General features: G+C 72.0%; 9 protein-coding genes. 4 read left to right on the top strand and 5 right to left on the bottom strand.

The annotated features are described in order from the left end of the window. The first annotated feature begins 10 nt into the window (after positions 1-10). The 3 genes from ACIRRY_RS43195 to glpK all read left to right on the top strand — a co-directional run bounded on the left by ACIRRY_RS43195 (position 11) and on the right by glpK (position 4329). The gene (locus ACIRRY_RS43195; protein ID WP_403984316.1) at positions 11-1663 is read left to right on the top strand and encodes an EAL domain-containing protein; all 1653 of its coding nucleotides are present in this window, start codon (positions 11-13) and stop codon (positions 1661-1663) included. 337 nt (positions 1664-2000) lie between these two features. Next, complete coding sequence (locus ACIRRY_RS43190) at positions 2001-2726, top strand: MIP/aquaporin family protein (RefSeq protein WP_403984315.1); 726 nt, start codon at positions 2001-2003, stop codon at positions 2724-2726. Between the two features lie 91 nt (positions 2727-2817). Continuing rightward, a complete protein-coding gene (gene glpK / locus ACIRRY_RS43185) occupies positions 2818-4329 on the top strand; it encodes a glycerol kinase GlpK (protein WP_403984314.1) in 1512 nt (503 codons plus the stop codon). Between the two features lie 127 nt (positions 4330-4456). On the opposite strand, the gene ACIRRY_RS43180 is transcribed toward glpK, so the two are convergent. The 4 genes from ACIRRY_RS43180 to ACIRRY_RS43165 form a co-directional block, all read right to left on the bottom strand. Further along, positions 4457-5062, bottom strand: a complete 606-nt coding sequence (locus ACIRRY_RS43180) for a GTP-binding protein (RefSeq protein WP_403984313.1) — start codon at positions 5060-5062, stop codon at positions 4457-4459. Positions 5063-5155: 93 nt separating this feature from the next. After that, positions 5156-5551, bottom strand: a complete 396-nt coding sequence (locus ACIRRY_RS43175) for a DUF742 domain-containing protein (RefSeq protein ID WP_403984312.1) — start codon at positions 5549-5551, stop codon at positions 5156-5158. Positions 5552-5560: 9 nt separating this feature from the next. Further along, the gene (locus tag ACIRRY_RS43170; RefSeq protein WP_403984311.1) at positions 5561-5995 is read right to left on the bottom strand and encodes a roadblock/LC7 domain-containing protein; all 435 of its coding nucleotides are present in this window, start codon (positions 5993-5995) and stop codon (positions 5561-5563) included. Continuing rightward, entirely contained in the window at positions 5992-8850 is a 2859-nt protein-coding gene (locus ACIRRY_RS43165) for a nitrate- and nitrite sensing domain-containing protein (protein WP_403984310.1), read from the bottom strand. Before ACIRRY_RS43165 ends, ACIRRY_RS43170 begins: the two co-directional genes overlap by 4 nt. Positions 8851-9268: 418 nt before the next feature. On the opposite strand from ACIRRY_RS43165, the gene ACIRRY_RS43160 reads away from it, so the two are divergent. Then, positions 9269-9811 (top strand): hypothetical protein, encoded by a 543-nt coding sequence (locus ACIRRY_RS43160; RefSeq protein WP_403984309.1) that lies wholly within the window; start codon positions 9269-9271, stop codon positions 9809-9811. A 62-nt stretch (positions 9812-9873) separates the two neighbouring features. On the opposite strand, the gene ACIRRY_RS43155 is transcribed toward ACIRRY_RS43160, so the two are convergent. Continuing rightward, a complete protein-coding gene (locus ACIRRY_RS43155) occupies positions 9874-14742 on the bottom strand; it encodes a hypothetical protein (protein ID WP_403984308.1) in 4869 nt (1622 codons plus the stop codon). Positions 14743-14815: the final 73 nt, after the last annotated feature.

Genomic DNA, 14815 nt, shown 5'->3' with positions numbered 1-14815 from the left:
TCATGCTGCCGTGCGCTCCTCCACGGACACTCTCAGTTTCGCCTTCCAACCGGTGGTCAATCTGACCACCGGTGGAATCGCGGGGCTGGAGGTCCTCGTCCGCCCGGAGACCGGGGACCTTCTCGCCGAGGCCCGCCGTGACCCCGAACTCGACGGCAGGCTCGCCGTGTTGGCGGTCCGCGCCGCCGCGCGCAAGGAGACGCTGCTGCCGCTGCACATCAATGTGTTCGCCGGCACCCTCGCCGACCTCGGCGGGCTCACCCCGCTGCACAGCGCGGTGCGCGAGGCGGGACGGCTCCCGTGGGAGGTCACGATCGACATCGGGCCGCCGTACACGCACGTGCCCCGACGCGCGCTCCTGGAGGCGGTGTCCGAACTGCGTGCCCAGGGGTTCCGGATCTGTGCGGACGGCGTCGGCGACGGTGACGTACCCCTGCGGCTGCTCACGGATCTCGCGCCCGACCTGGTGAAGCTCGACGCGTCGCTGCTGGAGCGGCCGGCCGCGGTGCGGGCCATGCGGACCCTGTGCGAGCAGTTGGGCGCCCTGCTGTCCGTGGAGGGCGTCGAGACCGAGGAGCAGTGCGCGACCGCGCGGTCGGCCGGGGCCCAGTTGGCGCAGGGCGAGCTGTTCGCGCCGGCGACCCGGGTGCCCGCGGCGGACGTATACGTTCCGCCGCGCCCGCCCGGTCTCGCGACGACACCGCCGTCCGGGCCATGGGTGCGGGAGTTCGTCCGGCCGGCCGCGCTGTTGCCCGACTCCGCGTCCGCCGATCAGGTGCGGGCGCTGCTGACCGGCTCGCCCGACGTGTCCGGAGTGGTGCTCGTGGGCCGGGACGGGGTGCCCGTCCGGTCGGTGCACCGGTCCCGCTTCCTGCTGTCCATGTCGGGGCGCTACGGCCACGCCCTGTACGCCGACCGGCCCGCCGCCAAACTCGGCGACCCGCCGCGGACGGTGGGCGTCGACGCGACCGCCTGGGAGGTCCTGGACGTGGTCGCCGTCGGCGACGCGGACCGTACGTCGGACGACGTGGCGGTCGTCGACCGCCACGGGCGGTGTGTGGGCGTCGTACGACTCGCGGATCTGGTGCGGGCGTTGGCCGAGACGCGGGTGGAGGAGGCGGCCGGCCTCAATCCGCTGACCAGGCTGCCCGGTTCGGACGCGATCACCGGTGAGGTGGACCGGCGGATCGCGAACGGGCGGACGTTCGCGCTGAGTTGGCTGGATGTCGACCACTTCAAGGAGGTCAACGACGGGGCCGGTTTCGCGGCGGGCGACGAGTTGATCCGCTCGGTCGGCCGGACACTTCAGTGGGTGGTGTCCGGGCACACGCATGTGGGGCACATCGGCGGGGACGACTTCCTGGTGCTCACCGATCCCGAGGGGCTGGAGCAGTTGGCCGCGGCCGTGCTGAACGTGCCCTGGGCGGCGGGCGGAAGAGCGGTGACGCTGTCCCTGGCCACCGTCCTGTGTGTGCCGGGCAGTGTGACCGACCACCGTCAGGCGGCCGCGTTCCTGGCGCCGCTGAAGAAGGCGGCGAAGTCGCTGCGCGGCACGAGTTGGGTGCTGAGCCAGGCGGGGCTGGGCGAGTACGAGATCCTGCGCGGCACGCCTGTGACGGCCGTACAGGCCGACCGTACGACCGCGGAGTCCCCCGGGCACTGAGTGGCGTCCCGCGGGCGTCCTACGGGGCTCCAGGGGCCGCCAGGGCGGCTGTCACCGTTGCCGTCCGCGACCTTGACGCTCCATGGGCGCCGGTGAACACTTCCCGGTGTCGGTCGACATCGCCGTACATTCTCGGCGTACCAGGCACTGCGCCGCGCAGGTTCCGCCTGCGCTCAGGCCCACTCCCCAAGGGCGATCTCGGCTGCGACGGCACGCTCGTCACGGACGCCGGGCGGGGCTCGGGACCCTCCCTGCCTTCGGCTGAAGTCGCCAAGGGAACCGCACCCTGCACGGAGGACCGGGGCCGACCGTCCCGGGCGAGGGCCTAGGAGCCGCCATGAGCAATGGAGACATATTCCTCGGTGAGGTCATCGGCACCGCGATCCTGATCCTCTTCGGCGCCGGCGTGGTCGCCGCCGTCGTACTGAACTACTCCAAGGCACAGAACTCCGGTTGGATCGTCATCGCCTTCGGCTGGGGCTTCGGCGTGATGGCCGGGGCGTACACCGCCGCTCCGCTGTCCGGCGGGCAGCTCAATCCGGCGGTGACGATCGGCATCGCCATCGACACCGGGAAGTGGGACAAGGTCCCGCTCTACATCGCGGGGCAGATGGTCGGCGCCATGCTCGGCGCGGTGCTGTGCTGGCTGGTCTACTACGCGCAGTTCCAGGCCAACGCCGAGGAGGAGATGGCGCAGCCGACGCTCGGGATCTTCTCCACCTCGCCCACGATCCGCAACGTCGTGGCGAACCTGATGACGGAGATCATCGCGACGATCGCGCTGGTACTGCCGATCCTGGCCTTCGGGCTCACCAAGGGGCTGGGCGAGTCCGGCACGGCGGTGCTGGTCGTCTCCTTCCTGGTGGTCGGCATCGGTCTGTCGCTCGGCGGGCCCACCGGGTACGCCATCAACCCGGCCCGCGACCTCGGCCCCCGCATCGTCCACGCGCTGCTCCCGATCCCCAACAAGGGGACCTCGGACTGGAGTTACGCGTGGATCCCGGTGGTGGGGCCGCTGATCGGCGGGGCGCTCGCCGGAGTCATCTTCAACGCGGCCTTCTGACCACGGCGTTCCGACAACAGTCGTAGCAGTCTTCCGAAAGCAGCCCTCTGAAGGACCTGAAGGATCTGAAGGACACGACAAAGGGGTCGTCATGACGGACAGGTTCGTCGCCGCAATCGACCAGGGCACCACCTCCAGCCGCTGCATCGTCTTCAACCAGGACGGCGCGATCGTCGCCGTCGACCAGCGTGAGCACCGCCAGATCTTCCCCAAGCCGGGCTGGGTGGAGCACGACGCCACCGAGATCTGGTCCAAGGTGCAGGCGGTGGTCGCCGGGGCGATCGCCAAAGCGGGACTGCGCGCCGACCAGCTCAGCGCGCTCGGCATCACCAACCAGCGTGAGACGACGGTCCTTTGGGACCGCGCCACCGGCAAACCCGTGCACAACGCCATCGTGTGGCAGGACACCCGCACCGCGGCCCTGTGCAAACAACTGGGCGGCTCGGACGGCCCTGACCGCTTCCGCGAACAGACCGGACTGCCGCTCGCCAGCTACTTCTCCGGCCCCAAGGCGGCCTGGCTGCTGGACAACGTGCCCGGCCTCAGGGACCGCGCCGAGCGCGGCGAGATCGCCTTCGGCACGATCGACTCCTGGCTCATCTGGAACCTCACCGGCGGCACCGACGGCGGCCGGCACGTCACCGACGTCACGAACGCCGGGCGCACCATGCTGATGAACCTGGAGACCCTCCAGTGGGACCCGTCCATCCTCGCCGCGATGAACGTGCCCGAGGCGATCCTCCCCGAGATCAGGTCCTCGGCCGAGGTCTACGGCACCGCGGTCGGCCAACTCGCGGGCGTGCCCGTGGCGTCGGCCCTGGGCGACCAGCAGGCGGCCGTGTTCGGGCAGGCCTGCTACGACGTGGGCACGGCGAAGAACACCTACGGCACGGGCAGCTTCCTGCTGCTCAACACCGGGAACCGGCCGGTGCCTTCGAAGAACGGGCTCCTCACGACGATGGGCTACAAGATCGGCAGTGAGGCGCCGGTCTACTGCCTGGAGGGATCAATAGCCATAACGGGCGCGCTCGTTCAGTGGTTCCGCGACCAACTCGGCATCATCCGCAACGCCGACGAGATCGAGACCCTCGCCGCGAGCGTGGACGACAACGGCGGCGCGTACATCGTGCCCGCGTTCTCCGGCCTGTTCGCCCCCTACTGGCGTGCGGACGCGCGCGGTGTCGTCACCGGGCTGACCCGGTACGTCACGAAGGGGCACCTCGCACGCGCGGTGCTGGAGGCGACGAGCTGGCAGACGCGGGAGGTCGTGGACGCCATGTTCCAGGACTCCGGGGTGCAGATCACCACCCTGAAGGTGGACGGCGGCATGACCAAGAACAACCTGCTGATGCAGCATCAGGCGGACGTCCTCGACGTGCCGGTGATCCGCCCCAAGGTCTCCGAGACGACCTGCCTGGGCGCGGCCTACGCGGCCGGGCTCGCCACCGGTGTGTGGAACGACCTGGACGAGCTGAAGTCGCACTGGCAGAAGGACGTCGAGTGGACGCCGTCCATGGAGTCGTCGGTCCGGGACCGCGAGTACCACAACTGGCGCAAGGCGGTGGAGAAGAGCTTCGGCTGGCAGGAGGAGGGCGACAACTAGGCATACACGCGTGCGTGGTCACCTGGGGCACACGCGCGTGCCCAGTCGTTGGGGCACACGCGCGTGCATCGCTCCGAGAGCTGCGGTTCGTACCCCTGTCGGCGGGGGTACGGGCCGCGCCCGTGCCTCAGTTGGTGACGCTCTGGCGGCGCTTCGCGCCGTAGGCCATCGCGTGCTGGACGACCTCGATGAGGACCTCCTTGACCGACGAGCGGTCGCGCGCGTCGCAGAGCATGAGCGGTACGTCCTCGTCGAGGTCGAGGGCCTGGCGTACGGCGTCGACCGGGTAACGGTCGGAGCCCTCGAAGCAGTTGACGCCGACGACGAAGGGTATGGAGCGCCGCTCGAAGTAGTCGAGGGCGGCGAAGCAGTCCTCCAGGCGACGGGTGTCGGCGAGCACCACGGCGCCCAGCGAGCCCTCGGAGAGCTCGTCCCACATGAACCAGAACCGCTCCTGACCGGGCGTACCGAACAGGTACAGCACCAGGTCCTCGCGCAGCGTGATGCGGCCGAAGTCCATGGCCACGGTGGTGGTGTGCTTGCCCTCCACTCCGCTGGTGTCGTCGACCGGACGGCCTGCCTCGGTGAGCAGTTCCTCCGTGCGCAGCGGCCTGATCTCGCTGACGGCGCCGACGAGGGTGGTCTTGCCCACGCCGAAGCCGCCGGCCACCAGGATCTTGAGCGTGACGGGCTCGACCGGGGGCTTGCCACGCTCAGAACGCCCGAAGATCATCGATCTCTTCTCCTGCTTGATGGGCTTGTTGGGGGGCGGCCCCCGGAACGGCGGCCGGTCACGTCTGTGCTGCGAACTCCGGTTCCGCGCCGCTCACAACGCCCGGAGACCGGTGATGACGTCGCGCAGAATACTCTCGTCCACCAGTTCGGCAGGCGGTACGGGACGGGACACATGGACGAGCTCGCCGTCCACCAGGTCGCCGATGAGGACCCGTATCACCCCGATGGGCAGGTCGAGTTCGGCGGCGAGTTCGGCGACCGACTGCGGGGCGTCACGGCACAGGCCGACGATGTCGACGTGCTCCGGGGACAGCGTCTGGTCCGCTTCCGAGTCGTCCTCCTGGGACTCGGCGATGACCACCGCGATGAGGTCGAGGCGGTGCTGGGCCGCACTGGTGGTGCGGCCGCGCGTCATCGCGTACGGCCTGACGACCGGTCCGGCCTCGTCGTCGAACCAGTGACTTCTTCCCTGACCGTCTCCGCTCATGTCACTCAACTACCCGCCGGAGGACAGATCGGTGCGCGGAGCGGCCCCCAAGTGCACACCGACCCGCTTCACGAGCAGCGTCATCTCGTAGGCGACCTGTCCGACGTCCGAGTCGGCGTCCGCGAGGACGGCGAGGCAACTGCCGTCACCCGCAGCCGTCACGAACAGGAAGGCCTCGTCGAGTTCGACGACCGTCTGCCGCACGCTGCCCGCCTCGAAGTGGCGGCCGACGCCCTTGGCGAGGCTGTGGAAGCCGGAGGCCACGGCGGCCAGGTGTTCGCTGTCCTCCCGGGTCAGGTCCTGGGACACACCGGTGGCCAGGCCGTCGCCGGAGAGCACGATGGCCTTGCGGATGCTGGCGACGCGATCGACGAGGTCGTCGAGAAGCCAGTTCAGCCCGCGCTGGTCGGTCGTACCCTCGCCGGTCGCCTTTGGTGCGGTCATCGACCGTCCCCCTTAGTTCCTTGTGCTGTGCCGCCTGGGACGTCGTCGCCCTCGGCGTTCTCCTCGCGGCCGCGCTGCCAGCCGCGCTGGAGCGAGGCCATACGGCTGCGCACCTCGTCGGCGTCGCGCTCGGCGACCTCCGCCGGGCTCGCGGCACGCCGATCAGGGTCCTGTTTCAGCTGCGGGGCCAGGTTGGCCTGGCGCACGCGTCGGGGCAGCGCTCCCAGATCGGGCCCGGCCGGGCTCGGCGGGGTGTCGGAGTCCGGAGCGCCGGACGCGATCTCGGCACGCCGGGTGCGCCTGGGGAGAGCAGGGGTCTCGGGTGGCTCGCCGCGGCCGCGTCCCGGGGAAGCCTGGGTCTGCGCGGCCTCGGCGCGCCCACCGGGCACGTCGGTACGGCGGCGTAGCGGCGTGTCACCACGACGCCGGGCCGGGAGGGGCGCGGGCCCGTCCGTCTCGGAGGCGCCGAAGGTCGGGGTCTTGGAGGGCCCGTCGAAACCGTCCTCTACGGAGTCCCCCGGTTCGCGCCGGGAGCGCGGTTCGACGACCGGGCGTCCATGGGAGCTGACCAGCTTGGGAGTTCGGCGTCGGGGCAGCGGTAGCGGCTCATTGCGGTGGCCGTCCGTATCGGCTCCGCGCGGTCCGTCGTGGGGCTCAGGGACCGGCTGATGCTGGTCTACGGAGCGGACGGGGGCGAGGTCGTCCCGGTGGGCGGCGGAGCGGCGTGGGCGGAAGATCCCGCCGCGCTCGCCGTCCTCGTCGTCGAGCGGGTTCGGGAAGCCTTCGAGGGTGTCCAGGTCGACGGGCGCTTCCAGTTCGACCGGGCCGTCCAGGAGCGCGGGCGGCAGGCCGGGCAGCTTCACGGGCACCTGGGAGAGCGCGGAGCGGCGGCTCTCCTCCAGCTCGGCCTCCTTCGTCGGCCGGGGGCGGTCGAGGCGGAAACCGATGCCGTTGGTGTCCGGGACCTCGTCGCTCAGCAGGGCGTCGGGGATGAACACGACGGCGGTGGTGCCGCCGTACGGGGAGGGCTGGAGCGAGACGCGGACGTTCTGCCGCTGGGCGAGCCGGCTGACCACGAAGAGGCCTAGGCGGTCGGTGTCGGAGAGCTCGAACTCGGGTGTCTCGGCGAGCCGGAGATTGGCATCCAGGAGGGCCTCGGCGGCCATGCCGAGGCCGCGGTCGTTGATCTCCAGGGTGAAGCCGTTGGCGACCCGCTCCCCCAGGACCTGGACTGCGGTGTGCGGCGGGGAGAACACCGTGGCGTTCTCCAGGAGTTCGGCCACCAGGTGGGTGAGGTCGGCCACTGCGGGACCGGTGACGGCGATCTTCGGCAGCCGGCGGACCTCGATGCGCTCGTAGTCCTCGACCTCGGCGACGGCCGCGCGGACGATGTCCATGAGCTGGACCGGCTTGCGCCACTGCCGGGAGGGGGCCGCTCCGGAGAGGATCACCAGGCCCTCGGCGTGGCGCCGCATACGGGTGGTCAGGTGGTCGAGGCGGAACAGGTCGGCGAGTTCGTCGGTGTCCTCGGTCCTGCGCTCCATGGTGTCGAGCAGGGTGAGCTGCTTGTGCAGCAGGACCTGGCTGCGCCGGGCGAGGTTGACGAACACCTCGGAGACTCCGGACCTCAACTCGGCCTGTTTGACGGCGGCTTCGACCGCGGCGCGCTGCAGGGTGTTGAGGGCCTGGCCGACGTCGCCGATCTCGTTGCGGTCGTACTCCAGGCGCGGGACCTCGGTCTCCACGTCGACGACTTCGCCGACGGACAGCCGGCGCATCACGCTGGGCAGCCGGACGCCGGACGCCTCGTGGGCGTCCAGGCGCAGTTGGCGCAGGTCACGGATGAGACCGCGGCCGATGCGCACGGACAGGAAGATCGAGAACAGGAGGGCGATCAGCCCTAGGACGCCCGCGATGGCCACCTTGAGGATGACGCCGATCGCGACGGGGCGGACGCGCTCCTGGTACCGGTCGTTGGCCTGGTCGTCGAGGGTTCCGAGCTTGGCCAGCACGGCGCCGGCGGCGGTGTTCCAGGTCTGCGCGGTGACGTTGCGGGGCGTGCCGGAGGTGGTGGACACGGCGGCCTGCTCGGCCACGCGCAGGGGGGCGCTGGCCGCGTTCTTCCAGAAGCGTTCGAAGTGGCCGCGCTCCGAGGAGGGCAGCAACGGCAGATTGATGTCGTACAGCAGAGTGCGCTGGGCGACGAGGTCGGAGACGTCGCGGGTCTCGTCCCGGGTGAGCTTGCCGACGATCAGGGAAGAGCCGAGCAGGGCGTCCTCGCGGGCGAGGAACTCGCGGGCGCGGGCGAGGTTGACGAGGGCGCGGTACTGCTTGTCCATCTCGACGTTGTCGACGACGTGGAGGTTGGACAGCAGCACGTAGCACGGGTCGACGAGATGGTTGTAGAGATCGAGGGCCTGGGCACGGCTGACGGTGCCGTCCTCGACGCTGCGGCGCAGGGACTGGAGACCGTCGAAGGCGTCGAGGACCGCGGAGACACGGCTGTCGGTGGCCTGTCCCATCGCGTCGCGCACATCCGGGTTCTGGGCGTTCTTGCGGATCCTGGCGACGGCCTCGTCGGACGCGGTGCGGCTGCGCCGGAGATCGGTGAGCCCGTCGGCGGCGCGCGGGTCGGCGAGATAGACGAGCGACTGTCGGCGTTCCTGCTGGATGACGCGGACCGTGTCCTCGGTGGGGTAGCCGATCTTCTCGACGACCGACGACACGTTGAACAGGTCCCCGGCCGCCCGGCCGGTGAGGACCGTGGCGAACGCCCAGATCGCGGTCAGGGACACGAGCGGCACGAGAAGAAGCGCCACGATCTTCCGGCGGATGGACTTCCCGCGAAAGCGCATGGCCTCCCCCAGCTGGACCCCCGCCGGCCGGGGGTACACATGTGCGTCAACAAACGGCGCGAGCCTACTACTGACACAGAGGTAACTCGAAGAGCTGTCCGGAGCGTGAACTTCCGCAACAGCGACCGGACATGGGGCGTTGTCGGTGCATTACGGGAGATTGCCGCCCCGATATTCCCGAGATCACCACACCCCACCCGATCGGTCCGCTTGGCCAGTTGGCCGGAATTTTTCGTCCGTTGGGAATCTTCGTGGCATGTTGTTCGTCTTTCTCTACGGGACATGGGTGCGGAACCGGCCACAGGAGCCGCATCCGCCCCCGGGCGGCGTAAAACAGGGCAGGCCGGGCACCCACTGGGGAGCCGGAGTTTTCAGACTCCGGGGCGAGTGGTGTACCGGCGGTGGGGAGGACACGTTGATGGGCACGGCGGAGCGGCAAGAGGCGCTTGAGGACGGCGTGGTGGCGCGGTCGACGGGGGACGGCGAGGCTCGGAGGCGTTCGGACGGCCCGGCGGCGGAGTCCGACAGGCCGCGTGCGGCGGCGCGCGCGGCCACCGAACAGCAGGAGTACTACCGCCCGTTGTGGATCGAGGAGCCCGCGCGTCGGCGTCGGCTGCCCGATCCGGTGCGTACGGCGGCCGTGCGGGCGGTGATCATCATCGCCGTGACGCTGCTCCAGGCGACGGTGGCCTTCCTGTGCACGATGGCCGGGTCCTGGCTGGCGTTCCCGATGGTGATCAGCAGCGTGGTCAGCACGGTGGTGGCCACCTGGGGCGTCCTCGACGTATGGGTGACCCGCCAGATGTGGAACCAGCGCAATGGCGTGGTCTCGGAGCCCAGCAGCACGGCAAGGGCCCTCCGCCGCGAGCGGCGTCGGGCCCAGCGTCAGGCGAAGGCCACCCGGCGGGCGCAGGAGCGGATAGCCCGCAAGGGCGGCGCCGGGCAGCTGTCGCACTCCTGAGGTCGGCCCACGGATGACTGAGGTCAGCCCCGGGTGACCTTGCGCCTACGGACGACGTTCGCCTACGGGGCGGTCGGCGCCGGACGTTTGAACATCCGGGTCGCGGTGATCTCGCTGTGCACCGACTCACCCTCTCCGGCGGGGGCCTGCTGCGGCAGTCCCGGCCGGAGATGCTCCTCCACGCTGATGTACTTGAGGCCCGCCCTCAGGTCGGCGTCGTTGCGCAGCCGGATGACCAGCGGGAACTCCGCCAGTGCCGTCGTGTCGAACAGGCCGGTGGTGTACAGGAGTTGCACACCGAGCGCGTCGGACACGGCGCGCTGCAGCTCCAGCAGATAGGTGGCGTTGGCCCGCCCGATGGGGTTGTCGAGGAAGAGCGTGCCGGCGTGCCGGTGCTTGTCGCGGCCCCGGTCGTTGGAGCGCAGCGCGGCCATCGTGCAGTACAGGGCGATGGCCGCCGTGAGGAGCTGACCGCCGGAGAAGACGTCGCCCATCTGCCCGACGGGCACCCGCTCGGCGCGCAGTACGGCGTCCGGCTTGAGGATCTCCACGGCGATGCCCTTGGGTTCGAGGGCCGCGCCGACTCCCCTCAGCAGCAAGGACATGCCGTCGCGCCGCATGTCGGAGTTCTTCTTCACGGCGGCCCGGGTCGCCTCGTCGACGACCACGCCGAGCCGCTCGGTGAGCGTGGCCTGGTCGGGCTCCTCGAAGCGGATGCGCAGGAACTCCTGCCCGGACCACTCGCCGAGCCCCTCGGGCAGCCGGGACAGTCGCTGCGCGGACCGCAGGGTCGCCAGCGCCGACTCGACGAGCCCGCGGAGCCGGTCCACGATCGAGTCGCGGTTGCGCTCCAACTGCGCCAACTCGTCGGTGAGGACCCGGAGTCGGGGCGCGAAGGCGTAGGCCCACTTCTGCGCGTGCTCGGGCAGCGCGGACGCCGGCAGCTCACGGATCTGCTGCCGCGCGGGGGTGCGTACCTGCTCGTAGCGCGTGGAGTTGGCGTGCCGCACGAGCACATCGCTCGCCTCGCGTACGGCGCTCTCGGCGGCGGACAGGTCGGCGGCGCAGCCGCGCAGTGAGCGGCGGGCCTCGGCGGCGGAGTGCCGGGCCTCCTCCACGCTGCCGGGGTACGGCTCGGTCTCCTCCTGCTCCTCGGCCTCCTCCGTGGAGCGCTCACGCAGCAGGTCGCGGAGCATCGCGGCGGTCTCGTCGAATCCGCCCGCCCCGTCCTCGGCGCTGCGGTGGGCGTCGAGGAGTTCGGCGTGCGCCGCGCGGGCCTGGCCCAACGCGTCGGTGCGGGAGCCGAGTTCGGCTGTCGCCGTGCGCAGCAGCGCCTGGGCGTGCTCGGCGTCGCGCGGGATCAGTTCCTCGGTCAGCTCGGTGTGCGCCTCGCCGTCCTCGGGCGCGTGCCGCTCGGCCTCGCCGCGCAGCCGTCCGAGCTGCTCGCTCGCGGTCGACACCCGGGTCTCCAGAAGCTGCACCAGCTCCTCGGCGCGCGCCACGGCGGCCTGCCGGGACGGCCCGTCGGAGCCGTCGGGTGACTGGAGCAACTGCGCCGCGCGCGTGCGGACCTTGTTGCTGAGCCGGTCCAACTCGGCGATCGCCGCGCTCTCGTCGCTCTCCGCCCGCGCCTGCTCGGCCCGCAGATCGGCGCCGACGCCGACCTTCTCGTAGAGCTGCGAGGCGGCCCGGTAGGCCTCCCGCAGGGCCGGCAGCGCGGGCTTGGGGGCGTCCGGGTCGTCTTCCGGTACGTCGTCGGGGGCGCCCGCGATCTCGGAGCGCTCGGCGCGCAGGGCACGGGCCGTACGGCGGGCGTCGTCGGCGGCGCGCTGGGCGGCGCGGCGGTCCTCGTCGGCGGCGCGGGCGCGCTCCAGACAGGACTGGGCGCGGGCCTCCGACTCGGCCGCCTCGTCGGCGAGTTCACGCAGTTTGACCTGCCAGCCGGCACGTTCACGCAGCCGGAAGGCGAGTCCGGCGAGGGCGTCGGCGGCCCGCCGGGCCTTCTGCGCGACCTCCTGCCGCTCGTCGCGCACCTGGGCCGCCTCGGCGGCGACTTCGTCGGCCTCGGCCCGCACGGTCCGCGCCTCGGCGAGCTCGGCCTCGGCCTCCTCGGCGAACGCGCGCGTGTCCTGCGCGGCCCGCGCCAGCTCGACCAGCCGCCCGCTCGGGCAGCCGGTGCGCCAGGAGGCGAGCCGCGCCGCCAGCTCCCGGTCCTTGCCGAGCCGCGCGGCGAGCGTACGGATCTCCTCGTCCCGCTGCCCCGCCCTTGCGCGCAGCGCCTGCCGCTCCTCGTCGGCGGCGTGCTCGTCGTGCATGGCGGGGTTCGGCGGTACGAGGAAGACGTCACCGGTCTGCGCGTCGGGCGCCGGGGTCGGGGCGAGCAGGGCGGCGGCCGTACCGACGGCCACGGCGGACCGGGGCAGCAGGGCCGCGTCGTTGAGGGCCTCACGGGCACGCGCGTGCGTCTCCGGGTCGGTGATGATCACGCCGTCGACCAGCTCGGGCCGGGCGGCGAGCACGCGCGCGTGGTCGACGGGGTCGACAGCCTGGGCGAGGTAGCGCCAGCCGGGCAGCGCCGGGATGCCGTGCTCACCGAGGTACTCCACGGTGGCCAGCACGTCCGGGCCGGGCGGCAGGAGGCCTCCGTCGCCGAGCGCCCCGAGGATGCGGGAGTCGTCGGCGGCGGCGGTCCGCAGATCGAAGAGCTGCCGCTCGGCGGAGGAGACCCCGTCGTCGAGCAGCTCGCGCAACTCGTCGGCGAATCGGTCGAGTTCCTCGGGAGTGAGGGGGCCTTCGGCGAGGGGACGGGAGGGCTTGGCGGTGCCGGAGCGGGTGGACGAGGAGACGTTGGCGGCGGAACGGCCGCTTGCCGCAAGGCCGTTGGCCGAAGCGGCGTTGGCCGGGGCGGCATTGGCCGAGCTGGTGTTGGCTGAGCCGGTGTTGGCCGAGGCGCCGGTCCGCGCATCCGCCTCGGCACCGCCACCGTCGCCGTCGCCACCCGAGCGCGCGCCCGCCTCCCCGTCAGCGCCCTGGCCCGCAGTGCGCGGTACCGGCACACCACCGCTGCCACCGGCACCGGCACCGGCACCCGGCAGGCTGAGCAGCTCCGCAAGCCGCTCCTCCCCCGCCAGCCCCTCGGCGAGGCGCCGCTCCGAGTCGTAGGTCCGCTCGGCCGCGGTCGCCGCGTCGGACGCGCGGGCCGCCGTCAACTCCGCGCGGGACTCGGCGGAAGCCGCCTCACGAGCGTGCTCGGCGGCCCGGCGGGAAGCCTCGCGCGTGGTGTCCCAGGCGGCCACGGCGGTCTTCTCGGCGTCGCTCGCGGCGAGGGCCGCGCGGGCCGGGTCGGCGTCGGGGGCGCTGTCGTCGAGCCAGCCCGCGCGCACCGCCTCGGCGGTCTCCTGCTCGACCTCGGACAGGCGCTGGCGCAGATGCCCGACCTCACTGCGGGCGCGCTGCGCCTCGGTGGCGGCGGAGGTCGCGTCCCGGTGCGAGGTCTCGCCGACCTCCTGGAGCGCGGCGGAACGCTCCTCGCCAACGTTGGCGAGGTCCTCGGCGCTCGCGGCGGCCGAGTGCAGGGCCCGTACGAGATCGGCGGCGGCCTGGGCGCGGGCGGCGAGCGCCGGTGCGGCGTCCCGCTCGGCCTCGCGGATCGCGACGGCCACGCGCGCGGAGCGGTCGGCGGCGGCACGGTGCCGCAGGACCGCCTCGGCGGCCTGCCAGGCGGCGTGCAGTGTGCGGGCGTCGGCGAGTTCGCGCTTCTGGGCGGCGGCCGACTTCTCCATCGTGGCGAGCGCCAACGAGGCGTGCCGGTACGCGAGTTCGGCGGCGATCAGCGCGCTGCGCTCGCGCGCCCCCTCGGCGTGCGTGACGGCGTACGCGGCGGCGGTGACCCGCTGGGCGAGGTCTGCGGCCCGCACCCGCTCCCGCGCGCCCCGCGCGGACAGTCGGCGCGCGAGGGTGCGGGTACGGCGCTCGGCACCGGCGTGGGTGTCACGCGCGCGTGCCCGTGCCTCGGCGGCCTCGACGATCCGGCCGAGCAGGTCCACGGAACCGGCTGTGAAGTCCCGCTCGGCGATCAGCTCGGCCCGTCGCCCCAGCTTGTTGCCGAAGCCGCCGACCAGGTCCGCGAGCCCGTCGGTGTCCCGGGTGTCGGTGACCGCGCGCAGCAGCAGGTCGGTGAAGTCGGAGTCCTTCTTGACCGCGAAGAGACCGGCGGCCTCGCCCTCGTCGGCGTTCATCTCCCGCTGGTAGCGGAAGAGTTCGGGGTCGAGACCGAGGTCCCCGAGATGCTCGATCCAGCGGTCGTGGATCTCCTCCCAGTGCACTTCGAGGTGCGGATACGCCTTGCCCGCCTCGGTGATGGCGTCCCGGAAGCCCTTCATGGTGCGCCGACGGCCCTGTGCTCCGGACACGCCCTCGACGGGCGGTCGTACGGAAGTGGCCTCGGCGACGGGGAGGTTGTCCAGGCTCAGCCCGGGGCCGGGCCGGAACGAGTACCAGGCCTCGGCGAACTTCCGCGGGTCGTTGGAGACTTGGCGTCCGCGCCACTCGCTGACCTTGCCGACGACCACGCACTCGCCGGTCAGGGTGTGCTGCCACTCCAGGGCGACATGCCCGCAGTCGTCCGCGAGGAGGAACTTGCGCAGCACTCCGGAGCTGGCGCCGCCCAGGGTGTTGCGGTGTCCCGGCAGCATCACCGAGAAGATCAGCTTGAGCAGGACGGACTTGCCGCCGCCGTTCTCCAGGAAGAGCACGCCGGCAGGCGCGGGGCGGCGCGGCGGCCCGACGGGCTCGTCCGCGAAGAACTCCGCCTGGGTGGGGGCGGGGTCGGGCACGGGCTTGCCCACGCCTCGCAGGTCAAGCACGGTGTCGGCGTAGCGCGCACCGGCGGGCCCGATGGAGTAGAGGCGGACCCGGGACAGCTCGTACATGGCGGACTCTCGTCGTAAGTCTTCGGCAGGTGTGGGGGGTTCGTAGGTTTTCGGGAGGGGCTCGGAGGGGCTG

Origin of the sequence: Streptomyces sp. NPDC101776 (genome assembly GCF_044766845.1) — a bacterium.
Classification (GTDB): domain Bacteria; phylum Actinomycetota; class Actinomycetes; order Streptomycetales; family Streptomycetaceae; genus Streptomyces.
Note: the sequence above shows the minus strand (reverse complement) of the source record. Positions and strands in the feature narration are given on the sequence as shown.